Origin of the sequence: Chelativorans intermedius (assembly GCF_025398255.1) — a bacterium.
Classification (GTDB): Bacteria; Pseudomonadota; Alphaproteobacteria; order Rhizobiales; family Rhizobiaceae; genus Chelativorans; species Chelativorans intermedius.
The window spans coordinates 15,387-38,314 of record NZ_JAODNW010000007.1 but is presented as its reverse complement, the minus strand read 5'-3'; the positions used below and the strand labels follow the sequence as shown (position 1 = coordinate 38,314).

At 67.2% G+C, this 22,928-nt stretch carries 21 protein-coding genes and 1 tRNA gene; 10 read left to right on the top strand and 12 right to left on the bottom strand.

Annotated features, from left to right (window positions below; translation table 11 throughout):
• Nucleotides 1–31 precede the first annotated feature (31 nt).
• The 8 genes from NYR58_RS07005 (at nucleotide 32) to NYR58_RS06970 (ending at nucleotide 7,074) form a co-directional block, all read left to right on the top strand.
• Nucleotides 32–1,354, top strand: coding sequence for a putative bifunctional diguanylate cyclase/phosphodiesterase (locus NYR58_RS07005; protein ID WP_261519767.1), 1,323 nt, complete (start codon nucleotides 32–34; stop codon nucleotides 1,352–1,354).
• 143 nt (nucleotides 1,355–1,497) lie between these two features.
• A complete protein-coding gene (locus tag NYR58_RS07000) occupies nucleotides 1,498–1,899 on the top strand; it encodes a methylglyoxal synthase (RefSeq protein ID WP_261519962.1) in 402 nt (133 codons plus the stop codon).
• 8 nt (nucleotides 1,900–1,907) lie between these two features.
• Nucleotides 1,908–2,933 (top strand): glucokinase, encoded by a 1,026-nt coding sequence (locus NYR58_RS06995; protein ID WP_261519766.1) that lies wholly within the window; start codon nucleotides 1,908–1,910, stop codon nucleotides 2,931–2,933.
• A 107-nt stretch (nucleotides 2,934–3,040) separates the two neighbouring features.
• Nucleotides 3,041–4,855, top strand: coding sequence for an ABC transporter ATP-binding protein (locus tag NYR58_RS06990; RefSeq protein WP_261519765.1), 1,815 nt, complete (start codon nucleotides 3,041–3,043; stop codon nucleotides 4,853–4,855).
• A 40-nt stretch (nucleotides 4,856–4,895) separates the two neighbouring features.
• Nucleotides 4,896–5,708: a 4-hydroxy-tetrahydrodipicolinate reductase gene (gene dapB, locus NYR58_RS06985; RefSeq protein WP_261519764.1), complete on the top strand. Its 813-nt coding sequence runs from the start codon at nucleotides 4,896–4,898 to the stop codon at nucleotides 5,706–5,708.
• A 30-nt stretch (nucleotides 5,709–5,738) separates the two neighbouring features.
• The gene (locus NYR58_RS06980; protein WP_261519763.1) at nucleotides 5,739–6,359 is read left to right on the top strand and encodes a 2,3-bisphosphoglycerate-dependent phosphoglycerate mutase; all 621 of its coding nucleotides are present in this window, start codon (nucleotides 5,739–5,741) and stop codon (nucleotides 6,357–6,359) included.
• An 84-nt stretch (nucleotides 6,360–6,443) separates the two neighbouring features.
• Nucleotides 6,444–6,528 (top strand) — tRNA-Leu (locus NYR58_RS06975).
• 237 nt (nucleotides 6,529–6,765) lie between these two features.
• Nucleotides 6,766–7,074 carry a septal ring lytic transglycosylase RlpA family protein gene (locus NYR58_RS06970; RefSeq protein ID WP_261519961.1) on the top strand — a complete coding sequence of 103 codons (309 nt, stop codon included), beginning with the start codon at nucleotides 6,766–6,768 and terminating at the stop codon, nucleotides 7,072–7,074.
• Nucleotides 7,075–7,080: 6 nt separating this feature from the next.
• Here NYR58_RS06970 and NYR58_RS06965 read toward each other — a convergent pair whose 3' ends face one another.
• The 12 genes from NYR58_RS06965 to NYR58_RS06910 form a co-directional block, all read right to left on the bottom strand.
• Nucleotides 7,081–7,959: an SMP-30/gluconolactonase/LRE family protein gene (locus tag NYR58_RS06965; RefSeq protein ID WP_261519762.1), complete on the bottom strand. Its 879-nt coding sequence runs from the start codon at nucleotides 7,957–7,959 to the stop codon at nucleotides 7,081–7,083.
• On the bottom strand, nucleotides 7,956–8,723 hold the full coding sequence (locus tag NYR58_RS06960; protein WP_315903325.1) for an SDR family NAD(P)-dependent oxidoreductase: 768 nt from the start codon (nucleotides 8,721–8,723) through the stop codon (nucleotides 7,956–7,958). Before NYR58_RS06960 ends, NYR58_RS06965 begins: the two co-directional genes overlap by 4 nt.
• Nucleotides 8,724–8,762: 39 nt before the next feature.
• Entirely contained in the window at nucleotides 8,763–9,743 is a 981-nt protein-coding gene (gene mepA / locus NYR58_RS06955) for a penicillin-insensitive murein endopeptidase (RefSeq protein WP_261519761.1), read from the bottom strand.
• Nucleotides 9,744–9,778: 35 nt separating this feature from the next.
• Nucleotides 9,779–10,678, bottom strand: coding sequence for an SDR family oxidoreductase (locus NYR58_RS06950; protein ID WP_261519760.1), 900 nt, complete (start codon nucleotides 10,676–10,678; stop codon nucleotides 9,779–9,781).
• Complete coding sequence (tsaE, locus tag NYR58_RS06945; protein ID WP_261519759.1) at nucleotides 10,675–12,180, bottom strand: tRNA (adenosine(37)-N6)-threonylcarbamoyltransferase complex ATPase subunit type 1 TsaE; 1,506 nt, start codon at nucleotides 12,178–12,180, stop codon at nucleotides 10,675–10,677. Before tsaE ends, NYR58_RS06950 begins: the two co-directional genes overlap by 4 nt.
• Before the next feature lie 8 nt (nucleotides 12,181–12,188).
• Complete coding sequence (locus tag NYR58_RS06940) at nucleotides 12,189–14,726, bottom strand: sensor histidine kinase (protein WP_261519758.1); 2,538 nt, start codon at nucleotides 14,724–14,726, stop codon at nucleotides 12,189–12,191.
• Nucleotides 14,727–14,919: 193 nt separating this feature from the next.
• On the bottom strand, nucleotides 14,920–16,317 hold the full coding sequence (gene ahcY / locus NYR58_RS06935) for an adenosylhomocysteinase (protein ID WP_261519757.1): 1,398 nt from the start codon (nucleotides 16,315–16,317) through the stop codon (nucleotides 14,920–14,922).
• 143 nt (nucleotides 16,318–16,460) lie between these two features.
• Nucleotides 16,461–16,769 carry an HPr family phosphocarrier protein gene (locus NYR58_RS06930; RefSeq protein WP_261519756.1) on the bottom strand — a complete coding sequence of 103 codons (309 nt, stop codon included), beginning with the start codon at nucleotides 16,767–16,769 and terminating at the stop codon, nucleotides 16,461–16,463.
• Entirely contained in the window at nucleotides 16,766–17,167 is a 402-nt protein-coding gene (locus NYR58_RS06925; RefSeq protein ID WP_261519755.1) for a PTS sugar transporter subunit IIA, read from the bottom strand. The genes NYR58_RS06930 and NYR58_RS06925 overlap by 4 nt, the downstream gene beginning before the upstream one ends.
• 247 nt (nucleotides 17,168–17,414) lie before the next feature.
• Nucleotides 17,415–17,861: an HPr kinase/phosphorylase gene (locus tag NYR58_RS06920; protein WP_261519754.1), complete on the bottom strand. Its 447-nt coding sequence runs from the start codon at nucleotides 17,859–17,861 to the stop codon at nucleotides 17,415–17,417.
• A gap of 4 nt (nucleotides 17,862–17,865) precedes the next feature.
• Nucleotides 17,866–19,662 carry a stimulus-sensing domain-containing protein gene (locus tag NYR58_RS06915; RefSeq protein ID WP_378074657.1) on the bottom strand — a complete coding sequence of 599 codons (1,797 nt, stop codon included), beginning with the start codon at nucleotides 19,660–19,662 and terminating at the stop codon, nucleotides 17,866–17,868.
• A gap of 17 nt (nucleotides 19,663–19,679) precedes the next feature.
• Nucleotides 19,680–20,381 (bottom strand): response regulator transcription factor, encoded by a 702-nt coding sequence (locus tag NYR58_RS06910; RefSeq protein WP_261519958.1) that lies wholly within the window; start codon nucleotides 20,379–20,381, stop codon nucleotides 19,680–19,682.
• Nucleotides 20,382–20,735: 354 nt separating this feature from the next.
• Here NYR58_RS06910 and NYR58_RS06905 point away from each other — a divergent pair, with 354 nt between their 5' ends.
• Together NYR58_RS06905 and arfB are read left to right on the top strand one after the other, a co-directional pair.
• Nucleotides 20,736–22,346 (top strand): phosphoenolpyruvate carboxykinase, encoded by a 1,611-nt coding sequence (locus NYR58_RS06905; protein WP_261519753.1) that lies wholly within the window; start codon nucleotides 20,736–20,738, stop codon nucleotides 22,344–22,346.
• A gap of 65 nt (nucleotides 22,347–22,411) precedes the next feature.
• Nucleotides 22,412–22,846 carry an alternative ribosome rescue aminoacyl-tRNA hydrolase ArfB gene (arfB, locus tag NYR58_RS06900; RefSeq protein ID WP_261519752.1) on the top strand — a complete coding sequence of 145 codons (435 nt, stop codon included), beginning with the start codon at nucleotides 22,412–22,414 and terminating at the stop codon, nucleotides 22,844–22,846.
• Nucleotides 22,847–22,928 lie beyond the last annotated feature (82 nt).

Genomic DNA, 22,928 nt, shown 5'->3' with positions numbered 1-22,928 from the left:
GTCAAAAGACTACGGGAAATAGGGAAGCAGCATGCCATTCGCGCTGCCCAACGGGCATCCAAGCAAGGGAACCGGCGAGGATCTGGTGCTCACCGATCCGCTGACCGGGCTTGGCAACGCACACCGCTTCTTCGACAAGGTCAACCGGCTGATCGCAGACCGGGCGGACGACCCCGCGCCTTTCGCCATCGGCGTGCTCGATCTCGACGGCTTCAAGCCCATCAACGACCTGTTCGGTCGCGCCGCCGGCGACGACATCCTGCACCAGGTGGCGCTGCGCCTGCGCGCGGCGATGGACGAGCACTCGACGGTCACCCGCATCGGGGCCGACGAATTCGCCTTTCTCTGCCCCATGGTGTTCAGCGAGGAGGCTGCGGCGGAAAAGGCCCGGATGCTGATCGAGGTGCTATCGGCCCCTTACGATGTGGGCCTGCGCACGGCGCGCCTTTCCGCCTCCGCCGGCTGTGCCCTGTTCTATTCCGAGGAAGACACGACGGAGCAGTTGCTGAGCAAGGCCGAAACCGCGCTCTATCAGGCCAAGCGTTCGGGCCGCGGCGTGGTTGTGGTCTACACGCGGGAGATGGAGGAGGCGGCCAAGCGCATCACCCGCATCGAGCAGGCGCTGAGGCGCGCCGTGGCGGCTGGCGAGGTGGAACCCCATTTCCAGCCCATCGTCGACCTTGCCACCCGTCGCACCGTCGGTTTCGAGACCCTGGCGCGCTGGACCGACAGCGATCTCGGCTTCGTCTCGCCGGCCACCTTCATTCCGATTGCCGAGGAACGCGGCATCATCGGGCAGCTCTCGCAGCTCGTCCTGCAGAAGGCCGCGGAGGCGGCGCGCCACTGGCCGCGGGAGCTGTTCCTGTCCTTCAACCTGTCACCCTCGCAACTGGTGGACCACAACACGGGAAAACAGATCCTGGCGATCCTGCAGCGCACCGGCTTCGATCCGAGGCGACTGGAGATCGAGATCACGGAAACCGGCCTGATGGGCGATCCGGCCTCGGCGGAGAAGATCATCGAGGATCTGCGGCGCGTGGGCATCCGGGTCTCGCTCGACGATTTCGGCACCGGCCAGTCGAGCCTTGGGCGGCTGCGCGACTTCCGCTTCGACAAGCTGAAGATCGACCGCGCCTTCGTCTCCTCGATTCTGACCGACCGGCCCTCCGAGCACATCATCCGTGCCATCCTCGCCATGTGCGAAGGGCTGGGCATGGAGGTGGTGGCAGAAGGCATCGAGGAGGAGGAGGCGGAAAAGCTGGTCACGTTCGGCTGCCTCGGCGGGCAGGGCTACCTCTTCGGCAAGCCACGCAATGCCGAGGAGACGCAGATCTTCCTGCGCCGCGGGGGCTGACGGCCGCACTGGACGCGCGCCCCGGGCCCGGTCTTGGCGAGACAAATCCGGCTTGACGCGATTCTTTGCGGGAAGGCGGCTTTTCATGGGCGCCGTGCTCGCTTATAGAGCTTCAACCGATTTAGATTTCCGGCTTGGTGACGATCTTGACCCGGCGACGCGTCGCGCTCATCGCGCATGACCAGAAGAAGGACGACATGGTGGCCTTTGCCCGGGACCACCGGAGCTATCTGGCGTCTTGCGAGCTGGTGGCCACCGGCACGACCGGCAGCCGCATCGCCAAGGCCTGTCCCGATCTCAAGATCCGGCGGCTGAAGAGCGGGCCGCTGGGCGGCGACCAGCAGATCGGGGCGCTGATTGCCGAGCGCAATGTGGATCTGGTCATCTTCTTCGTCGATCCGCTCACCCCCATGCCGCACGATGTCGATGTAAAGGCGCTCATGCGCCTGGCGATCGTGTATGATATTCCCCTGGCGCTCAACCGCGCCACGGCCGAAGCCATTCTGGAGCAGGAAGAGGCCGCCACGCCCGCAACAGGAAGATAGTCAGAGAAATGCCTTATCCGAACGATCCCGACAGGGTGCTCGACTTTCCGATTCTGATCGGCGACATCGGCGGCACAAATGCGCGGTTCGCCATCGTTGTCGATTCCTATGCCGAGCCGAAGGAGTTTCCCGTCGTCCAGACCGCGGACTACGAGACGCTGGACGAGGCGATCCAGACCGCCATCCTCGACCAGACGCATCTGTTGCCGCGTTCGGCCGTGCTGGCCGTGGCCGGCCCGGTGGATGGCGACGAGATCGACCTGACCAATTGCGACTGGGTGGTGCGCCCGCGCCGCCTGATGGAGACGATGGGCTTCACCGACGTCGTGGTGCTCAACGATTTCGAGGCCCAGGCCCTGGCCGTGGTGGCGCTCGGCGAGGAGCACCTGGAAAAGATCGGCGGCGGCGAGGCGGAAACGGCGGGAAGCCGCGTCGTGCTGGGGCCCGGCACCGGGCTCGGCGTGGCGGGCCTGGTGCACGGCAGCCGCACCTGGATCCCCGTTCCCGGCGAGGGCGGGCATGTCGATCTCGGTCCGCGTACGCCGCGCGACCTGGAAGTCTTCCCGCATCTGGAGAGGATCGAGGGACGCGTCTCGGCCGAGCAGATCCTGTGCGGGCGCGGGCTCGTCAATCTCTACCGCGCCATCGCCGCGGCCGACGGCGCCGCGCCGCGCTTTTCCACGCCGGCGGAGATTACCGCTGCCGCGCTGGAGGGCAGCGACAAGATGGCGGCGGAAACACTCGATCTTTTCGTCACCTATCTGGGACGGCTGGCCGGCGATCTCGGCCTCATCTTCATGAGCCGCGGCGGCGTTTTCCTGACGGGCGGCATCGCCCAGAAGATCGTACCGGCGCTGAAGAACGGCCGTTTCCGCGCCGCTTTCGAGGACAAGGCGCCGCACAACGCGCTGCTTTCCGCCATGCCGGTCTTCGTCATCACCCATCCCATGGCGGCGCTCATGGGCCTTGCCGCCTATGCGCGCACGCCGGCGCGCTTCGGCGTGGAAACCTCGGGGCGGCGCTGGCGGGCCTGAGACGGTTTGCGATTGCATGTGCCCTGCCGATGAGGCATAGGCTCGTTGCCGGAAGGGGCCGGCCGGTCCCTTCGAAACTCCACACGGCCTGAGGCGACGGAGGCCCATTGTTCGGCAAGAAGGATGAAGCGACGCGCAAGACGGACGAGGTGATCTCCGTCATCCGCCGCGTATACAGGGAAAACGGCCGCGAATTCATCCGCGAATACGCTGTGGCCATCGCGTGCATGCTGGTCATGTCCGCCACCACCGCCTATAGCGCCTATCTGCTCAAGCCCATCGTCGACAACGGCTTCGTGGCCGCGGAATGGGCGGCGCTTTATGGCTACTGCGCCATCCTCGTGGCCGTCTACATCGCGCGCGGCTTCGCCATTTACTGGCAGACCGTGATGCTCGCCCGCGTCGGCAACAACATCGTTGCCCGCTATCAGCGCCGGCTCTTCCAGCACCTGATGCGGCTCGACATCAACTATTTCACCGCCAACCGCTCCGGCCAGCTTGCCGCCCAGATCTCCCAGAACGTGAGCGGCATCCGAGAACTGCTCAACATGACGGTTACCACGGCCGCGCGCGAGATTCCCACGCTCTTGAGCCTGCTTGCGGTGATGATCTATATGGATCCGGTCCTTTCGCTGGCCGCCTTCATCGTCGGCCCGCCGATGATCTATGCGATCAACTATCTGACACGCCGCTTGCGCAAGCTCGCCCGCGAGGCGGTGGACCTCAATTCCCGCTTTCTCGGCGCCATGCAGGAATCCGTTCAGGGGATTGCCATCGTCAAGGCCTTCACCATGGAAGACGTGCTCTCCGACAAGATGTCGAGCCTTATCGAGCGCGCCGAGAACCGCTCCAACAAGATCGCCAGCGTTTCCGAGCGCATGGCCCCGGTCACGGAGATATTCGTCGGCGTCTCGGTGGCCGCCGTCCTCGTCTATGCCGGCTGGCGGGCCTCGCGCGAGGGGGTGCCGCCCGGCTCCGTCATCGCCTTCATCGGCGCCATGATCTTCGCCTACGATCCGGTGCGCAAGCTGGCGCGCCTTCCGGTGCAGCTCGAAAGGGCGCTGGTCAATGCCCGCATGATCTACGAGGTTCTCGACACCGAGCCGCAGCAGGGCGATGCACCGGGGGCAGGCCCGCTTGCAGTGGAGAAGGGGAACATCCTGTTCGAGAAGGTGCGCTTTTCCTATGCCGAGCACATGCCGGTGCTGCATGGCGTCACCTTCGAGGCCAGCGCGGGCTGCACGACCGCCATTGTCGGCCCTTCGGGGGCCGGCAAGTCCACGCTGTTTGCCCTCCTGCAGCGCTTCTACGATCTCGACGGCGGGCGAATCCTGATCGACGGGCAGGACATTTCTCGGGTGACGAAACACTCCCTGCGCTCCGCCATCGCCTATGTCTCGCAGCATCCCTATCTCTTCGAAGGCACCATCCGCGACAACATCCGCTATGGCCGCCCCGATGCCAGCGATGCCGAGGTCGAGGAAGCCGCGCGGCTCGCCAATGCGGAAGAGTTCATCCTCCAGCAGCCCTTGGGCTACGACACGCCGGTGGGCGAAAACGGCGTCACGCTGTCGGGCGGGCAGCGCCAGCGCCTGTCGATCGCCCGCGCCATCGTGCGCAATGCGCCGATCCTGCTGCTCGACGAAGCAACATCGGCGCTGGACAACGAATCGGAAGCAAAGGTGCAGCAGGCGCTGGAGCGGGTGATGAAGGCGCGCACCACGCTGGTGATCGCGCACCGGCTGTCCACCGTCGTCAACGCCGACCGGATCGTCGTCCTGGAGGAGGGGCGCCTCGTGGAGCAGGGCACGCACCGCAGCCTGGTGCGCAAGCCGCACGGCGTCTATGCCCGCTTCTACCGGATGCAGACCGAGCGCGGGGAAAACCTGCTGGACGAGGCGCCGGTTGACAGCGACGCCTGAAGAGGCCAGCCCGACACGGAAGACGAGAGGAGAGAGGCAGATGAGCGAGATGGGTCTGGTGGTGGTGGGGGCCGCAGGCCGCATGGGCCAGACGCTCATTCGCGCCATCCACACCATGGAAGGCGTACGCTTGGCCGGCGCTGTGGAGCGGCCCCAATCGCCGCATCTCGGCAAGGATGCGGGTGAGCTCGCCGGCATCGGAATCCTCAATGTCGAGATCGGCGACGATCCGCTGACGGCCTTCGCGCGCGCCGATGGGGTGCTGGACTTCACCACGCCCGCCGCCACGGTGGAATTTGCCGGCTATGCCGCGCAGGCGCGCATCGTCCACGTCATCGGCACCACCGGCCTTTCGGAACAGGACGAGCGGGCGGTGGAGGCCGCCGCCCGCCATGCCACCATCGTCAAGTCCGGCAATATGAGCCTCGGCGTCAACCTGCTCTCCGTGCTGGTGCGTCAGGCGGCACGCGCGCTGGATGCGGGCGACTTCGACATCGAGATCCTCGAGATGCATCACCGCCACAAGGTGGACGCGCCGTCGGGTACCGCATTGCTCCTGGGCGCGGCGGCGGCAGAGGGACGCGGCGTGCGCCTCGCGGAAAGCAGCGTGCGCGTGCGCGACGGCCACACCGGCCCGCGCGAGGCCGGCAGCATCGGATTCGCCACGCTGCGCGGCGGCTCGGTGGTGGGCGAGCATTCCGTGATCCTGGCCGGCGAGGGCGAACGGATCGTGCTCTCCCACCAGGCGGAGGACCGCACCATCTTCGCCCGCGGCGCCGTCAAGGCGGCGCTCTGGGCACATGGCAAGAAGCCCGGGCTCTACTCGATGCTCGACGTGCTCGGCCTTTCCTGATCCATCCATCAAGCGCACGAGGGAAACACCATGTCCGGAACCCTGATCCTGGTACGCCACGGCCAGAGCGAATGGAACCTCAAGAACCTGTTCACCGGCTGGCGCGATCCGGGCCTTTCGCAGAAGGGCCACGAGGAGGCGAAGGAGGCCGGCCGCCGCATCAAGGCGCACGGCCTGAAGCCCGACATCGCCTTTACTTCCGCGCTTTCGCGCGCCCAGGTCACCAACGACCACATCCTGAAGGAACTCGGGCTCGAGACACTCGAGACCATACGCGACCAGGCGCTGAACGAGCGCGACTATGGCGACCTTTCCGGGCTCAACAAGGACGACGCGCGCAAGAAATGGGGCGAGGAGCAGGTGCATGTCTGGCGCCGCTCCTACGACGTGCCGCCGCCCGGCGGGGAGAGCCTGAAGGACACGGGCGCCCGCGTGTGGCCCTACTACATGCGCACCATCCAACCGCATGTGCTGCGCGGGGAGACGGTGCTCGTCAGCGCCCATGGCAACTCCCTGCGCGCGCTCGTCATGGTGCTCGACGGACTGACGGGCGAGGAGATCGTCAAGACAGAGATCGCCACCGGCGTGCCGCTCGTCTATCGTCTCAACGCCGACTCCACCGTTGCCTCCAAGGAGATTCTGGAGGGCTGAGGCGGCGGCCCCGCGCAGCGCTGAAAAATCACACAAACCGCGTTGACACGCGCGCGCCTGCCGCTTACATCGGCAGCGCACCTTGCCCAGGTGGCGGAATTGGTAGACGCGCACGGTTCAGGTCCGTGTGCCGCGAGGCGTGGAGGTTCGAGTCCTCTCCTGGGCACCACCCCTCCGATCGGTCGAGGGGTGCAAGGCTTCCCGGGTATCGCCGATGGTTGAGCCGCGCAATCGCGGCGTCTTGCCTGTGAGCGTGATGGTGCGGGGGATGCCGCGCCCGTTCCAGGCCTTTCCTGTCTTTTCCCTGCCGCATTTTGCGCATAGGCGGGCGCTTTACGGCCATCCGCCCGGGGGATTCGAGCCCATGACCGCCCGCCGCGTCCTGCCCGCCCTTGCGGGCGCCCTCATGCTTGCCAGCCTGCCGATCACCGCCCATGCGCAGTGCGGCGGCGCTTCCTGGTATGCCCTTCACTCGAAGACGGCCTCCGGCGAGCGCATGAACCCCGCCGCCATGACGGCGGCCCACCGCAACCTGCCCTTCGGCACCAGGGTCAAGGTGGTGAACCGCAACAACGGCCGCAGCGTCACGGTGCGCATCAACGATCGCGGCCCCTTCGTGCGCGGGCGCATCCTCGATCTGTCGAAGGCGGCTGCCGAGCGGCTCGGTTTCCTGCGCGCCGGCCACACCCCGGTCTGCCTCGAGGTGGTGGGGTAGCGGGGCCTACAACGCCACCGGCGTGTCGTGCCGTCCGTTGACCTCCAGATCGAGCAGAAAGGTCTTGCCGGCTTCCGGGTCGGCTTGGCGCGCCGCCGCGTCCATCCCCTCGAAGGCCGATGTGACGGCCAGGCGGTCGGCCGCGGCGCCGATGAAGACCGGGCATGTGACCTGCCGTGCCGGCAGCGGGATGGAACGGATCAGCTCGCCGCGCGCCGTCCAGGCGTCGAGCCGCCCGCCGCCCCAGCGCGCGTTCCATAGCGTGCCCTCCGCATCCACCACCGAGCCGTCGATGCCGCCAGGCATGGCGTTGCCTTCCACGGTCAGCACAGGATCGTCCACCGGCAGGCCCGTCTCCGTGTCGCAGGCGACGCGGTAGAGACGGTTCTCATGGGTGTCGGCGAAATAGGCGATGGCGCCGTCGGGCGAGAAACAGATCGAGTTGGGAATGGTGATGTGCGAGAAAAGCCGCCGCACCTCGCCCTTGTAGAACCAGTAGATGGCGCCCGCCCGTTCCTGCGCCTGCTTGCCCATGGTGCCGAACCACAGCGCGCCGCTTGGATGCGTGCGCGCGTCGTTGGAGCGCGTGTCGGGCCGGTCGGCCTCCACCTCCACCAGCATTTCCAGGCTGCCGGAGGCGCGGTCGCGCAGCTGCAGGCCCGTCTCCGTGACCAGAAGCTGGCGCGCCTCGTCCACATGCGCGAGAGCGCTCGCCATCACCGGCAGGCCGTGCTCACGGGTCTTGCCCGCGCCCAGCGGCAGCTCCAGAAGCCGGCGTCCGAGGATGTCGAACCAGAAGAGCGTATCGGTCCGCGCGTCGTAGGCCGGCCCTTCGCCAAGATGGCAGGCCACATCCGAGAGAACCGAAACCCCCACATCGCTCATAGAACACCTCCATCCACGATCAGCGTCTGCGCCGTCACCATGCGCGAAAGGTCCGAGGCGAGGAACAGGCAGGGACCCACCATGTCCTCGGGTTCGAGCGTCCGCTTCAGGCACTGGCGCTCGATGTGGCGCTGAAGCTTCTCCTCCGTCACCCAGAGCTTGCGCTGGCGCTCCGTCATCACCCAGCCGGGGGCAACGGCGTTCACTCGGATGCCATGCGGGCCGAGCGCCCCGGCCAGCCCCTTGGTGAGGCCGACGATGCCCGCCTTCGCCGCCGTATAGGCGGGCAGGTCGCCCTGATTGATCATATAGGAGATGGAGGTGAAGTTGACGATGGCGCCGCCGCCCGCCGCCTTCATGCCCGGCACCACCGCTTGGGCGGCAAAGAATTGCGGGCGCAGATTGATTGCCTGATTGCTGTCCCAGTAGTCGGGCGTGACCGTCTCGATGGCGTGGCGGTCGTCCCAGGCGGCGTTGTTGACGAGCACGGTGACGGTGCCATGCGCCCGTTCCGCCTCGCGCACCGCCCGGCCGAGCGCATCGAGATCACGCAGATCCGCCTGCAGGAAGAGCGGCGCGCGCCCCGCCGCGCGCTTCAGCCGCGCGCACAGGGCGCGGCTTTCCTCCTCGGCAATGTCGATGAAGGCCACCTGCGCCCCCTGGCGCAGAAAGCCTTCGGTCAGTGCCGCACCGATGCCCGAGCCGCCGCCGGTGATCAGCACCGAGCGCCCCTCGAGATCGGGAAACGTGCTTGCCGGCATCATGACTGCGAAACCTCCGTGGCAGTCGACCCGTTGCGACAACTAGCGGCTGGGCCGCGGAGAGGGAAGGGGAATCGCAGCAGCAGGCTGACGGAGGGCGGGAAGGCCCTCCGGTCCGGCAAGCGTCACCGCCGCCTCGGAGGGCGGGGAGGGCGCCTCAAGCACCGCGCGGCAGGCGGCGGGCAGCGCGGCCATGGTCATCACGTCGCGCGCCTTCGGCTTCGGCGGACCCTCGGCGGGACGCCACGGCTCGTCCGTGAACCACCAGGCGAGCGTGTCGTCGCAGCCGTCGCCGGGCGGCGGCGCGGCCTGCGGCTTGCAGCCGGGCGAGTTCTGCGGGCAGCCGATGCGCAGATGGAAATGGTAGTGATGGCCCCAGAAGGGGCGGATCTTGCGCAGCCAGGCGCGCTCGCCGCGCACGGTGTCGCACAGCTTCTTCTTGATGCCGGGATGCACGAGGATGCGCTCGACCTCGGGATAGCTTGCCGCGCGCTTCAGGAGTGCGGTGTGGGCCGGCGTCCACCGGGCGTCGTCGACCTGAAGCGTGCCTTCCCTGAGCATGGAAACGGCGCTCACCTGCTCGCGCTCGGCCACGCTCAGACGTCTGTCCGGCATGGGGGTGAACCAGATGTCGGCATCGAGACCGATCTGGTGGGAGGCATGGCCGGAGAGCATGGGGCCGCCGCGCGGCTGCGAGATATCGCCCACCAGCAGGCCCGGCCAGCCGTCGCCCGCCGCCTCGCGCGACAGCCGCTCGATGAGGCGGATGAGGTCGGGATGGCCCCAGCGACGATTGCGCGAAAGGCGCATGGCCTGCCAATGCGGGCCATCCGGCGCGATGGCGATGCCGCCGGCAAAGCAGCCCTTCGAGTAGAACCCGTGAACCGCCGGTTGCGTGGCGGCGGGCAGCGCCTTCGCGCCGAAAAGCTCCTTGGCCAGGGGTTCGGCGTGCGAAGGCACGGCCGCCGCCGCGACAAGCGCCAGACAGGCGCCGGCCAGCCGGATGATATGGAATCGCCGCATCAATCCCCTCCTGATGTGCTCAGGCTTTTGGTGAATCATGGCATTTTCGAGACGGGCTCGTCCCTCCAGGCATCGGCACGCCACATCGCCTGCAGCGCGGCGCGATAGTCGGGATAGCGCAGGCGATAGCCCGTTTCCTTCAGCCTTCGGTTGGAGACGCGCTTGCACTCGCCATAGAAGGACCGGGCCATGGGGCTCATGTCCGCCTTCTCGAAGGGAATTTCGGGAGGCGGGGCAACACCCATCAGCTGCGCCGCATGGGCCACCACGTCCTGGGGCGGAGCGGGCATGTCGTCGGTAACGTTGTAGATGCCGTCGGCGCGCGCCCGCATGAGATGGCGAAGGGCGCCGGCGATGTCGTCCACATGGATGCGGTTGAACACCTGCCCCGGCTTGACGATGCGCCGGGCGGTGCCGGCCTCGAGGCTGAGAATGGCATTGCGCCCCGGCCCGTAGATGCCGGAAAGCCGCAGGGTGGCCACGGGTACCCCCGCCTGGCGCGAGAACGCCGCCCAGTCCCGCTCCGCCTCGAGGCGCCATTTCGAGCGCGCCGAGACGGGCCGGCACTCGCTAGCCTCGTCCACCCAGGCACCGTCATGGTCGCCATAGACGCCGACGGTGGAGAGATACCCCACCCATTCCAGCGCCCGCATGGCGCCGGCGCCGGCCGCGCGCAGATCGGCCAGCACCGCATCGCCGGCCGCATCCGGTGCGATGGAGACGACAAGATGAGTGGCCCGCGCAAGAGCTTCGAGGATGTCCGCGCCGAACCCCGCCCCGCCATAAAGGAGGGGGCGAATGCCGTTCTGCCTCAGCCGGACGGCCTTTTCCGCGCTGCGCGTGGTGCCGGCCACCTCCTCCGCCTCGGGCCCGATCTGCCGCGCGAAGGCTCGGGCCGAATAGCCGGCGCCGAAGATGAGGATCCGGGCGCTCATTGCTCTTCCTCCAGCAGTCCGTGCGCCTCATAGAAGGCCCGCAGGCCGTGAAGGACGGGGTGCGCGAGCACCCTTCGCAGATAGGTGCGGATGCGCGGCAGATGGTGCAGGTAGCCGGGCTTGCCGTCGCGCCGGGCCAGCCGCACGAAGGTGCCCAGAAGCTTCGTGTTGCGCTGGGCGGCGCTGATGGCATAGGCCTCCTCGAAGCGCGCTGGATCGAAGCCGGCACCGGTGCGCGCGGCGCGATAGGCATCGAGGATGGCGCGCTCCAGAGACGGGGAAATGGTGGCACGTGCGTCGAGCGCCAGCGAGGCGACATCATAGGCCACGGGGCCGAACACGGCATCCTGCACATCGACCAGACCGAGGCGCGCAAGCCCCTGCTCCTGCTCGCGCCAGATGATGTTGGGGGAGTGGAAATCCCGCAGAACGAGGCCCTGCTCGGCGGTCTCCAGCCGCGCAAACAAAGCCTGCCAGAGGTTCTGGAAGGTGTGCCGCTCCGCCCCGCTGGCCGCGCGGCCCTTCACAAACGGCAGATACCAGTCGAGCAGAAGCTCCGTTTCCACGCCGAGTGCCGTGCGGTCGTAGAGCGGGGGGACATGCTCGACGCCCGGCGCGACGGGAAAGCGGGATGGCGATCCGCGCTCGTGCAGCGCGGCAAGCAGGCGTGCGGCAGCCAGATAGCGCGCCTCCAAGGGTGCGCCGCCGGTGGCCACGAAATGCTCCTCGCCCAGATGTTCCACCAGAAGCAGCCCCTGCTCCAGATCCTGGGCATGGATGCGGGGGGTGGAGAAACCGGCCTCGCGCAGGGCGTTTGCCACGCCCACGAAGGCGGCCACCGACTGGGCAAGGCGGGCAAGGCGGCTGTAGGGCAGGCCGTCGCGCAGCACCGGCTCGTCGCGCCGTTCCGGCGCATCCATCAGGATGAGAGGGGGAACGCCCGGCCGTGTGATCGTCTCGTAGGCGCGGATGGAGGCATCGCCCAGCAGATAGGAGCGCCTGGCCTCCTGGTGGCCGGCGCGGTCCAGGAAGGATCGGATGGCGAAGCTGCGGGCAAGGCGGGGTTCTGCCCCGGATGGGGCCGCGATCTCGACAGTGCGGCCTGTGCCGCGCTCGCGCAGGGTGACACGGATGGCATCGGCGAAGGCGTCGGGCGCGCGCTCGGGCCATTCGACAAGCGCGATGCCGCCGGACGCGGCTTCCTCCAGACCCAGCTCCTCCAGCTCTTCCGCGCCGGAGAGACGATAGAGATCGAAGTGATGAACGGGGATGCGCAGCGCATAGCTCTGCGCCAGGGTGAAGGTGGGACTCGGCACCTCCAGGGCCGGGTCGTCGGCCAGGGCGCGGATCACGGCACGGGCGAGCGCCGTCTTGCCCATGCCGAGATCGCCGTGAAGGGCGACGACATCTCCGGGTCTGAGCGCGATCGCCAGGTCCTGGCCCAGCCGGTCCGTCGCCCCTTCGTCGGGCAGGACGCGCGTGAAGGACCGTTGCGCCGACATCGAGCCGCTTATTCCGCCGCGGCGCGCACGCCCGTGGGCGCCAGGGGAAAGCGGCAGATGACCGTCGTGCCACGGCCCTCCCCGGTCTCGATCTCCACCGCGCCGCCATGCAGCTCGACAAAGCTCTTGACGATGGAAAGGCCGAGGCCGGCGCCGCGCCGGCGGCCGCCCCTGCCGCTCGACTCGAAACGCCGGAAGATGGTGGCCAGCACCTCCGGCGGCATGCCCGGTCCATCGTCATGGACGCAGAACTCGACCCCCTCGCCGCAGGCGCGGGCGGCCAGCACGATGCGGCTCTTCTCCGGCGCATAATTGGCGGCGTTGCTCAACAGGTTGTAGAGGATCTGGCGCACCCGGTTCTCATCCGCGTGGAAGGAAACGGGAGCATCGTCGAGATCGAGGGCGAGCGTGATGTCATGCTCGCGCAGGCGCTCGGCCACCAGCTCCGCCGCCGACTGGACGGTGGGCCGGATCTGCACCTCTCCGATCTCCAACTCCATGATGCCTGCATCGACCGTGGCAAGATCGAGAATGTCGTTGACCACGGTGAGAAGCAGCGAGGAGGAGGAGCCGATGTGATCGACGTATTCGCGCTGCCGCTCGTTGAGCGGACCCGTGGTCTCCAGCGCCAGAAGCTCGGTGAAGCCGATGATGTTGGTGAGCGGCGACCTGAGCTCGTAGGAGACGTGCTGGACGAAATCGTTCTTCAGCTTGTCGGCCTTCTCCAGCGCCTCGTTCTTCTCCTTCAGTGCGCGCTCGACATTCACGCTGTCGGTCACATCCACGAAGGTCATCATCACCTGGCCATTGGGCAGGTGGATGATCGCGTAGTGAAGGATGGTGCCGGCCGCAAGCTCGGTGCGGCCGCTGCTGTCGCGCCGCTCGTCGTCGAAGCCCGTTGCGGCGGCGACGAAGTCGTCCCATGGGCTTGGCATGGCCAGGGGCTCGCAGACGGCCTTGAGGGCCGATATGTGGGTGCCCGCCTCAACCAGCCGCTCCGGGATGTTCCACAATGTGCGGAAGGCGGGGTTCGACAGGCGCAGCCGGCCGTCGGGGCCGAAGACGGCAACCCCTTCCGCCAGGTTGTCGAGCGTCTCGCTCTGCACCCTTATGGCGGCGTTGTAGCGGCTTTCCAGGTCGATCTTTTCCGTCAGATTCTCGAACACCCAGGTCACCCCGCCCTTGGGCTGCGGGTTGGCGATGACGCGGACCGTGCGGCCGTCGGGCAGGTGCCACCAATGCTCCTGCGGCTCCACCGCGCGATAGGCGGACAGGAGCTGCTCCTTCCAGCGGCGCCATTCGGGCTGCTCGGCCAGCTTGCTTTCGCTGCGCAGCCGGTCGAGCAGGAGCGCATTCTCCGGGCCGGCATCGAGGAAGGCAACATCGAGGTCCCACAGCTTCTGGAATGCCTGATTGTAGAATTTCAGCTTCTGATCGGCATCGAAGATGGCCACGGCGGTGTTGAGCTGGTCGAGCGTGGCGGCATGGCTCTGCACCGTGCTTTCGAACTCGCGCTTCAGCGCCTCGATCTCGCTGGCGTCGAAGGCGAAGCCGGCGCTGCCGCTTTCGCCGGCAAAGTCGGTGACGCGATAGACGCGCCGCTCGCCGCTCACCACCGTGGAAAGGGGCTCGCTGAAGACCGGGTGGCGATCGTGGTGCTGCGCGATGGCCATGCGCGCCGGCGTGGGCAGCAGCTCCTCGCCGCGGTGCAGCGCGGCCTGCGCGCTCGCCGCTTCCACCGCGCGCGCATAGGCCGCGTTGACCCACTTCAGCCGCCCCGCCTCGTCGCGCAGCCAACAGGGCATGTCGAGCGCGTCGATGAGACCAAGAAGATTTTCATGGTCGGCCGCCAGCCGCTCATGCGCCAGCCTCAGCCGGGCATGCTCGGTCTGGGCGGCGGAGAGCGAGGAAAAGCGGACGACCGCGTGCAGCGCCGAGCGGCGCCCCTGCACATCCAGGAGAACGCCGTCGCGCGTCTCGGCCACCAGGTCGAAGCCGGTTCCCTTCTCGCGCAGGGTGCGGCAGGCACGCTCCAGCGCGGCGGCGGATCTGGGCATCAGCCAGCGGCCGAAGGCGAGAAAGGTGCTGCGCTCGCGGGGAGCGCCGCTGTCGGCCGGCAATTCGCCGGCGACGGAGGGCCGGTCGCCATCGCCGGGCCACACCACGATGCGCTGGTCCTTCAGATTGAGCAGCGACTCGGCGCGCGAGAGCGCAGCGGAAAGCTCGGCAACCCGCGTTCTCAACTGCGCGTTTTCGGCGGCGATGCGGGTGCGCTGGCGGATGAGCCAGATGGCCGACAGGAGCGCGGCCCCCATGACGCCGGCGAGAATGGAAAGCTGGATGACCTGGGAGGCGCCGATGGAGATGCCGCCGAAGGGCAGCGCGATGGCATGGTCGGCCGCCACGGCCTGGCGCGTGGCGGCAGCCCAGGCAAGCAGCGAAAAGGGCACACTGGAGCGCCAGCGGCGCCTGCCCTTGCCGCCTCGTTCCCTGCTGCGGGCCTGAGGCCCAGAATCCCCGCGCGCCAGCGGGTCCAGCCCCGGCATGTCTTGCATCCTCTCCGCCGCGTGATCTCCAAGACCGCCCGATATGCGCCAAAGGCACGCGCCTTCGGCGCTCCGAATCACCGCAATGTACCCGGTGAGCGAATCCGGGTGAAGGCGGCGGCGGGACAAAAATGATGCCGGACCCTGGGGTTCAGGTCCGGCATTCAACATGTTGTGCTGCTGCTGGCGGGTGTCAGTATCTGTAGTGGTCGGGCTTGAACGGACCTTCCGGGCTGACGCCGATATAGGCGGCCTGCTCGGGCGAAAGCTGCGTCAGCTTGGCCCCCAGCTTGTCCAGATGCAGGCGCGCCACCTTCTCGTCCAGATGCTTGGGCAGCACGTAGACGCGGTTCTCGTACTGGCCGGGGCGCGTCCACAGCTCGATCTGTGCCAGCACCTGATTGGTGAAGGAGGCCGACATGACGAAGCTGGGGTGGCCGGTGGCGTTGCCCAGATTGAGCAGCCGCCCCTCCGACAGCAGGATGATGCGCTTGCCGTCGGGGAACGTCACCATGTCCACCTGCGGCTTGATGTTGGTCCACTTGAAGTTGCGCAGGGCGGAGACCTGGATCTCGTTGTCGAAGTGGCCGATATTGCCGAGGATCGTCATGTCCTTCATCTTGCGCATCAGATCGAGGGAGACGACGTCCTTGTTGCCGGTGGCGGTGATGATGATGTCGGCGGTGGGGGCGGCCTCCTCCAGCGTGACCACCTCGAAGCCATCCATCGCCGCCTGCAGGGCGCAGATGGGATCGGCCTCCGTCACCTTGACGCGGGCGCCCGCACCGGCCAGCGACTGAGCCGACCCCTTGCCCACATCGCCATAGCCGCAGACGATGGCCACCTTGCCGGCCATCATCACATCGGTGGCGCGGCGGATGCCGTCCACCAGCGATTCCTTGCAGCCATACTTGTTGTCGAACTTCGACTTGGTGACGGAGTCGTTCACATTGATGGCCGGAAACGGCAGCATGCCCTTTTTCTGAAGCTGATAGAGGCGGTTGACGCCGGTCGTCGTCTCCTCCGTCACGCCGCGGATGGCATCGCGCTGGCGCGTGAAGAAGCCGGGGCTGGCCGCCATGCGCTTCCTGATCTGGGCGAAGAGGATTTCCTCCTCCTCGCTGCCGGGATCGGAGAGCACGTCCTCGCCCGCCTCGGCACGCGCGCCGAGCAGAATGTACATGGTGGCATCGCCGCCGTCGTCGAGGATCATGTTCGCCGGCTCGCCGTCCGGCCACTGGAAGATGCGATCGGTGTAGGACCAGTAGTCCTCCAGCGTCTCGCCCTTGATGGCGAAGACCGGGGTGCCGGTCTCGGCGATGGCTGCCGCCGCGTGATCCTGGGTGGAGAAGATGTTGCAGGACGCCCAGCGCACCTGCGCCCCCAGCGCCTTGAGCGTCTCGATCAGAACGGCGGTCTGGATGGTCATGTGCAGCGAGCCGGCGATGCGCGCGCCCTTGAGCGGCTGCCTGCCGGCGAACTCCTCGCGGCAGGCCATGAGGCCGGGCATCTCGGTCTCGGCAATCTCGATCTCCCGGCGGCCCCAGCCGGCAAGGGAGATATCGGCAACCACATAATCGGTGTCGGCCATCGGCTTGATACTCCAAATCGACATAATTCCCGCGCCCGCAGCGCAGGCAGGCGCAACCTTGCCTTCTGCCCTAGCAGATCGGAAGACGGGCGACAACGATATATAAAGAAATCTTTATGCGTGCATATCTGCCGGCAGCCGCCTCAGCACTCCTCGCCGAAGCGGCTGACGACCAGCTCCTCCAGCGCCTGCATGACGGCCGCCGCCTCGGGACCGCGCGCGGTGACCCGGATGCGGCATCCGGGGCTGGCGGCCAGCATCATCAGGCCCATGATGGAGGTGCCGCCGACGGAGATGCCGTCCTTCTCCACGGTCACCTGCGCATCGTGGCTGGCCACGAGCTGGACGAACTTGGCCGAGGCGCGGGCATGCAGCCCGCGCTGATTGACGATCGTGAATTCGCGCGCGACAACGCTATCCTCTCTCGCGGCTGTGGACGGCGTGGTGCTCATTTGCCGTTCAGCACCTGGCTTGCCACATTGATGTACTTGCGGCCGGCGGTCTGCGCCTCTTCCAGCGCCAGCGCCATGTCGTTGCCGGCGCGCACGCTGGAAAGCTTGATGAGCATGGGCAGGTTCATCCCGGCGACCACCTCCACACGCCCGGCATCCATCACCGAGATGGCGAGATTGGACGGCGTGCCGCCGAACATGTCGGTGAGGATGATGACGCCGGCGCCCGTGTCGGCGCGGGCCACCGCGTCGACGATGTCGCGGCGGCGCTGCTCCATGTCGTCCTCGGCACCGATGGAGACCGTTTCGAGATTTTCCTGCGGGCCGACCACATGCTCGACGGCATGACGGAACTCCTCCGCCAGTCGCCCGTGGGTGACGAGAACGATACCGATCATCGCATACCCGTTTTGCGCCGGTGCCGCCCGACCCCGGCCTTGCGCTTCCAGGCTGTCACACTGTCACTCCGCTCAAATGGCTCAAACCCGATGTGAAACGTCCGCGACCACCCAACAGCCAATCAGCGACCGGCCTTCGACCCTTGTCCTCTGCCTCCGACAAGAGCGCTATCTTGTCAACGCACAAAGCGTTGACAAGCCCAAATCTGCCACGATTTGACGGAATTTTGACGCTTCCGGAACAGCTTCAGGAAAATGGAGGCAGGCCGAGGCGCGCCGCAACGGCGAAAACCGCGCCCTGCGTGCGGCGCGCGGCGAGCTCCAGACAGGGCACGACAACGCCTTGCAGGTGCATCTCCTCGCCCTCGTGCAGGCGGGGGGCGGCTTCCGCGGCCACCAGCCGCACCACGAGATCGACAACCGCGCGGGACTGGTGGGCTATCGCCGCCGGGCCAAAGCCGCGCGCCTCGGCAAGGCCGGCGATGGTGGGCGGTGCGCGGCCGATGAGCCGGCCGGCGGCAGCGGAGAGGAAGACCTGGTCGTCCGACACCAGCCGCGCGAAGCGTCCATGCGCCGTGCAATGGGCCATGAGCGCCAGCGCCAGCTCCGTCTTGCCGCTGCCGGAGGGCCCGGTGATGAGCACGCCGCTTTCGCCGGCGATCACCAGGCTTGCGTGTCGGTTGGCCGGCGCCATGGCTTCAGCTCTCCGCCGGCAGGGCAATGACGAAGCGCGCGCCGCGCACCTCGCCGGGCTTGGCGCCGGGAATGTTCTCCGCCGTCAGCGTGCCACCATGCGCCTCGATGATCTGGCGGCTGATCGACAGGCCGAGCCCGGAGTTCTGGCCGAAGGCTTCGCCTGCCGGCCTGTCCGTATAGAAACGCTCGAAGATGCGCTCGATGTTCTCGGCGCGGATGCCGGGGCCGTTGTCGTCCACCGTCAGGAGGATGTGGCGGCCGGCGCGCGACAGGGTAAGGGCGATGCGCCCGCCCTCCTCCGGCACGAAGGAACGGGCATTCTCGATCAGGTTGGTGATGACCTGGCCAAGCCGCAGGTCATGGCCGGGCACCACAAAGCGCTGGTCGGCCCGGCCTTCCACCTTGAAGGCGATCTCGACCGGCTTGCGCCTGGCGCTGCCGGCATCGCGGATGCCGGCCACCAGATCGCCCACGAACTTCTTCAGGTCGATGGGTTCGGCGTCTTCGCGCACCATCTCAGCGTCCAGCCGCGAGGCATCGGAAATGTCGGTGATCAGCCGGTCGAGCCGGCGCACGTCATGCTGGATGATCTCCAGAAGCCGGTCGCGCGCGCGCTGGTCGCGGGCCAGCGGCAGGGTTTCCACGGCGCTGCGCAGCGAGGTGAGCGGATTCTTCAGCTCGTGCGCCACGTCGGCGGCGAAGCTCTCGATGGCGTCAAGGCGGGCATAGAGCGCGCGCGTCATGTCGCGCAGGGCAACGGAAAGATTGCCGATCTCATCCTGACGATGCGAGAAGTCCGGGATTTCTTCGCGGTTCTTCACCCCCCGGCGCACGCGCACGGCAGCGGCCGACAGGCGGCGCAGCGGGTTGGCGATGGTGGAGGCCAGAAGCAGCGACAACAGCGCGGTCACCAGCGCGGCGACGGCGAAGACGCGCAGGATGGACAAGCGCTCCTCGGCGATGATGCGGTCGATGTCGCCCTGGGTGGAAAGCTGCAGGACGCCCAGCACGGCGCGGAAGCGCTGGATGGGCACGGCGACGGAGATGATATATTCGCCCTGCTCGCTGCGGCGCACGAACGCCTTGGGCGTGCCGCCCGTCAGCGCCGCCATCACCTCCTCATAGGCGACGCCGCTGCCACCCGGCTGCTCGCGGTCGATCGGCAGCTCCCCACCCTGGAAGAAGGCGTTGAAGCGCTGGCCGAGCCAGCCGAGGAAGCGCTCGAAGAGGTCTTCCTCCTCTTCCTCGTCGAGCGTCGGCAGGTCGTAGCGCAGGATCTGCCCCCGGGAATAGAGGTGACGGGAATCGAGCAGCAGGTTGGCATCGCGGTCGTAGATGCGGGCGCGGGTCTTGTCCGGCGAGATCAGCCTTCTCAACAGAGGCGCGACGATCTCGGGATTGATGGGAAAGTCCAGGCTCTCGAACTGGTCGGGCTGGGGCGCCATGCTCTCGCCCGCCTGCAACTCGAGAAGCTTCTCCGGGTCGATGAGGATGGAGTCCGTCTCCACCGTGGCCGAGGCGGCGATGGCGCCGGCGATGATGTTGCCCTGGGTTCTCAGGCTCTCGATCTGCGCGTCGATGAGCGCGTCGCGGAACTGGTTGATGTAGAGGACGCCCACCACCAGCACCGTCATGGCGCCGAAATTGAGGATGAGGATGCGCCGCGTGAGGCTGGAGAACATGTAGTGGCCGAGCATGCGGCGCAGCGACACCGCAAGCCGGCCCGGCAGGCGGGGCGCGGTCCTGCCCGGCCTTTCCTGCGTTGCGGTGGTGCCCTTGTCGCGTGCCTCGATGGCCATTCAGCGATTGTCGCCCGTCATGTCTCGCGAAAGCGATAGCCGACGCCGTAGAGCGTCTCGATCATGTCGAAATCCGGATCGACCGCCTTGAACTTCTTGCGCAGCCGCTTGATGTGGCTGTCGATGGTGCGGTCGTCCACATAGACCTGCTCGTCATAGGCGGCGTCCATCAGCGCGTCGCGGCTCTTGACGACGCCCGGGCGCTGGGCCAGCGAATGCAGGATCAGGAACTCCGTGACCGTCAGCGTGACCGGCTGGCCCTTCCAGGTGCAGGTGTGGCGCTCCTGGTCCATGACCAGATGGCCGCGCTCCAGCGACCGCGTCTGCTTGTCCGCGCCCTTGGCAGCCGCCTCGCGGGCGCTTGCCCGGCGCAGCACCGCCCGCACGCGCTCCACCAGAAGACGCTGGGAGAAGGGTTTGCGCACGAAATCGTCGGCTCCCATCTTGAGGCCGAAGAGCTCGTCGATCTCGTCGTCCTTCGAGGTGAGGAAGATGACCGGCACATCGCTCTTCTGGCGCAGGCGGCGCAGAAGCTCCATGCCGTCCATGCGTGGCATCTTGATGTCGAGGATGGCCAGTGAAGGCGGCCGGGCGGTCAGCCCCTCCAGCGCCGAGGCGCCATCCGTGTAGGTCTCGACCCGATAGCCCTCCGATTCCAGCGCGATCGAGACAGACGTCAGGATGTTGCGGTCGTCATCAACGAGCGCGATCGTTGCCATGTCCAGAGGCTCCCTCATGGTGCGATGTCCCTTCCTGCCGCGTTTGGACGGGCAGTTGCAGGACAAATTGGGTACAAAATGTGGCACATTCTCCCCGCGGAGTCACTTGCACGGCCACGGTGCCACGTTTTCTCGTCTCCTGCCATCGCGCCGGGGGCGGCAACGTCGAGGACCAGGCGGCGGGATCGCAAACGGAATACAAACGATTTAATTCCGATTTAAAATTCTTAAATCGATTAATGATTTGAAATCGCAGTCTTTTTCTGTTTCTCACGAGCCCTGGCTGCCGAATATGGGCTTCTCGCCCCGTTTGCCGGCCGGCCCCTTCGATCAAGATAGATTTGGTAGCGAAACATGCAAGAGACCGGCCTTCGCAATCCCGGCAACGGGATCGAGACCAGCGGCCTGAACACCACAGGCACCGTCTTCTACAATCTTGGGTCCAACCGCCTCTACGAGGAGGCGCTCGCCCGGCGCGAGGCGCGGCTTTCCACGCACGGGGCGCTGGTGGCCGAAACGGGTCAGCACACCGGCCGCTCGCCGAAGGACAAGTTCATCGTGCGCGACGCGGACACGGAAGAGAGCGTGTGGTGGGAGAACAACGGCGCCATGGAGCGCGCCCGCTTCGAGGCTCTCTATGAGGATTTCAGGCGGCACGCGGCGGACCGCGACCTGTTCGTGCAGGATCTGGTGGCCGGCGCCGACCCGGAAAACGCGCTGCCGACGCGCGTCGTCACCGAATATGCCTGGCATTCGCTGTTCATCCGCAACCTGCTCATCCGTCCCTCGCGGGCGGCCCTTTCCGGCTTCGTGCCGAAGATGACGGTGATCGACCTGCCCTCCTTCCGCGCCGACCCGGCGCGTCACGGCACGCGCAGCGAGACGGTGATCGCCATGGACCTCTCCCGCATGATCGTGCTGATCGGCGGCACGGCCTATGCGGGCGAGATGAAGAAGTCGGTCTTCACCGCGCTCAACCACATCCTGCCCGCCCGCGGCGTCATGCCCATGCACTGCTCGGCCAATGCCGGCCGGGAAGGGGATGTGGCCGTCTTCTTCGGCCTGTCGGGAACGGGCAAGACGACGCTGTCGGCGGATGCCGCACGCACGCTCATCGGCGATGACGAGCACGGCTGGGGGCCCGAGGGCGTGTTCAATTTCGAGGGCGGATGCTATGCCAAGACAATCCGCCTTTCGCAGGAGGCGGAGCCGGAAATCTTCTCCACCACGCGGCGGTTCGGCACGGTTCTGGAGAATGTCGCGCTCGATGAGGAGGGCGTGCCCGACTTCGACGACGCCAGCCTGACGGAGAACACGCGCTGCGCCTATCCGCTCGACTTCATCCCCAATGCCAGCGCGACGGGGCGCGCCGGGCAGCCCAGGAACATCATCATGCTGACGGCGGATGCCTTCGGCGTGATGCCGCCCATCGCCAAGCTCACGCCGGCGCAGGCCATGTATCACTTCCTCTCCGGCTACACGGCAAAGGTGGCCGGCACGGAAAGGGACGTGAAGGAGCCCGAGGCCACCTTCTCCACCTGCTTCGGCGCTCCCTTCATGCCGCGCCATCCTTCCGTCTATGGCAACCTGCTGCGCGACCTGATCGCCCGGCATGGCGTCGATTGCTGGCTGGTCAACACCGGCTGGACGGGCGGCGCCTATGGCACCGGCACGCGCATGCCCATCAAGGTGACGCGCCGGCTGCTTGCGGCCGCCCTCGACGGCTCGCTGGGAGCGGCGGAGATGCGCACCGATCCGCATTTCGGCTTTGCCGTGCCGGTCGCCGTGCCCGGCGTCGACAGCACCATTCTCGACCCGCGCGCCACCTGGGCGGACAAGGCCGCCTATGACACCCAGGCGTCGCGGCTCGTGGGCATGTTCGTCGAGAATTTCGGCAAGTTCGAAGCGCATGTCGACGCCGAGGTGCTGAGGGCTTCGCCGCTGATTCGGGAGGCCGCCGAATAGGCTTGCCCGGACGCCCCTTCCCGGACCATCCTTGCGGCGCGAATCCGCAACCAGGACAGGGAGCCATGGGCGAGGGCGGACTCAACATCGGACCGGGCCTTTTCATCGGGGAGGAGGAGCTGGAGGAGCAGTTCATCCGCGCCTCCGGCCCCGGCGGGCAGAACGTCAACAAGGTGGCGACGGCGGTGAAGCTGCGCTTCGACGCCGCCCATGCCCGCCACCTGCCCGAGCGCGTGCGCGCGCAGGCGCTGAAGCTTGCGGGAAGCCGGGCGACGAAGGACGGCCATATCGTCATCGAGGCGGCGCGCTTCCGAACCCAGGAGCAGAACCGCACCGACGCGCGCGAACGCCTCGCCGCGCTGATCAGCAAGGCCGCCGAGCCGCCGCCCAAGCCGCGCAAGAAGACCCGGCCCTCCAAAGGTGCGGTGGAACGGCGGCTTAAGGCGAAGGCGGGGCGCTCACAGGTGAAGAAGATGCGCGGCAAGGTTTCGCCCGACTAGGGTCGGATCGCGACGAGCCTTTTGCCGTCGGCGCGCTCGTCGGCTACACAGGCTGTGCGGGGGTGCGACTCAAACCGGAGAC

Excerpts from the sequence above, each read along its gene's own strand:
- NYR58_RS06905 (WP_261519753.1), top strand. The coding sequence starts at position 20,736 with ATGCAAGAGACCGGCCTTCGCAATCCCGGCAACGGGATCGAGACCAGC.
- arfB (WP_261519752.1), top strand. The coding sequence starts at position 22,412 with ATGGGCGAGGGCGGACTCAACATCGGACCGGGCCTTTTCATCGGGGAG.
- NYR58_RS06910 (WP_261519958.1), bottom strand. The coding sequence starts at position 20,381 with ATGGCAACGATCGCGCTCGTTGATGACGACCGCAACATCCTGACGTCT.
- NYR58_RS06980 (WP_261519763.1), top strand. The coding sequence starts at position 5,739 with ATGTCCGGAACCCTGATCCTGGTACGCCACGGCCAGAGCGAATGGAAC.
- NYR58_RS06970 (WP_261519961.1), top strand. The coding sequence starts at position 6,766 with ATGCTTGCCAGCCTGCCGATCACCGCCCATGCGCAGTGCGGCGGCGCT.
- ahcY (WP_261519757.1), bottom strand. The coding sequence starts at position 16,317 with ATGGCCGACACCGATTATGTGGTTGCCGATATCTCCCTTGCCGGCTGG.
- NYR58_RS06940 (WP_261519758.1), bottom strand. The coding sequence starts at position 14,726 with ATGCCGGGGCTGGACCCGCTGGCGCGCGGGGATTCTGGGCCTCAGGCC.
- NYR58_RS06950 (WP_261519760.1), bottom strand. The coding sequence starts at position 10,678 with ATGAGCGCCCGGATCCTCATCTTCGGCGCCGGCTATTCGGCCCGAGCC.
- mepA (WP_261519761.1), bottom strand. The coding sequence starts at position 9,743 with ATGCGGCGATTCCATATCATCCGGCTGGCCGGCGCCTGTCTGGCGCTT.
- NYR58_RS06920 (WP_261519754.1), bottom strand. The coding sequence starts at position 17,861 with ATGGCGCCGGCCAACCGACACGCAAGCCTGGTGATCGCCGGCGAAAGC.
- NYR58_RS06925 (WP_261519755.1), bottom strand. The coding sequence starts at position 17,167 with ATGATCGGTATCGTTCTCGTCACCCACGGGCGACTGGCGGAGGAGTTC.
- NYR58_RS07005 (WP_261519767.1), top strand. The coding sequence starts at position 32 with ATGCCATTCGCGCTGCCCAACGGGCATCCAAGCAAGGGAACCGGCGAG.
- NYR58_RS06960 (WP_315903325.1), bottom strand. The coding sequence starts at position 8,723 with ATGATGCCGGCAAGCACGTTTCCCGATCTCGAGGGGCGCTCGGTGCTG.
- dapB (WP_261519764.1), top strand. The coding sequence starts at position 4,896 with ATGAGCGAGATGGGTCTGGTGGTGGTGGGGGCCGCAGGCCGCATGGGC.
- NYR58_RS06915 (WP_378074657.1), bottom strand. The coding sequence starts at position 19,662 with ATGGCCATCGAGGCACGCGACAAGGGCACCACCGCAACGCAGGAAAGG.
- NYR58_RS06930 (WP_261519756.1), bottom strand. The coding sequence starts at position 16,769 with ATGAGCACCACGCCGTCCACAGCCGCGAGAGAGGATAGCGTTGTCGCG.
- NYR58_RS06995 (WP_261519766.1), top strand. The coding sequence starts at position 1,908 with ATGCCTTATCCGAACGATCCCGACAGGGTGCTCGACTTTCCGATTCTG.
- tsaE (WP_261519759.1), bottom strand. The coding sequence starts at position 12,180 with ATGTCGGCGCAACGGTCCTTCACGCGCGTCCTGCCCGACGAAGGGGCG.
- NYR58_RS06965 (WP_261519762.1), bottom strand. The coding sequence starts at position 7,959 with ATGAGCGATGTGGGGGTTTCGGTTCTCTCGGATGTGGCCTGCCATCTT.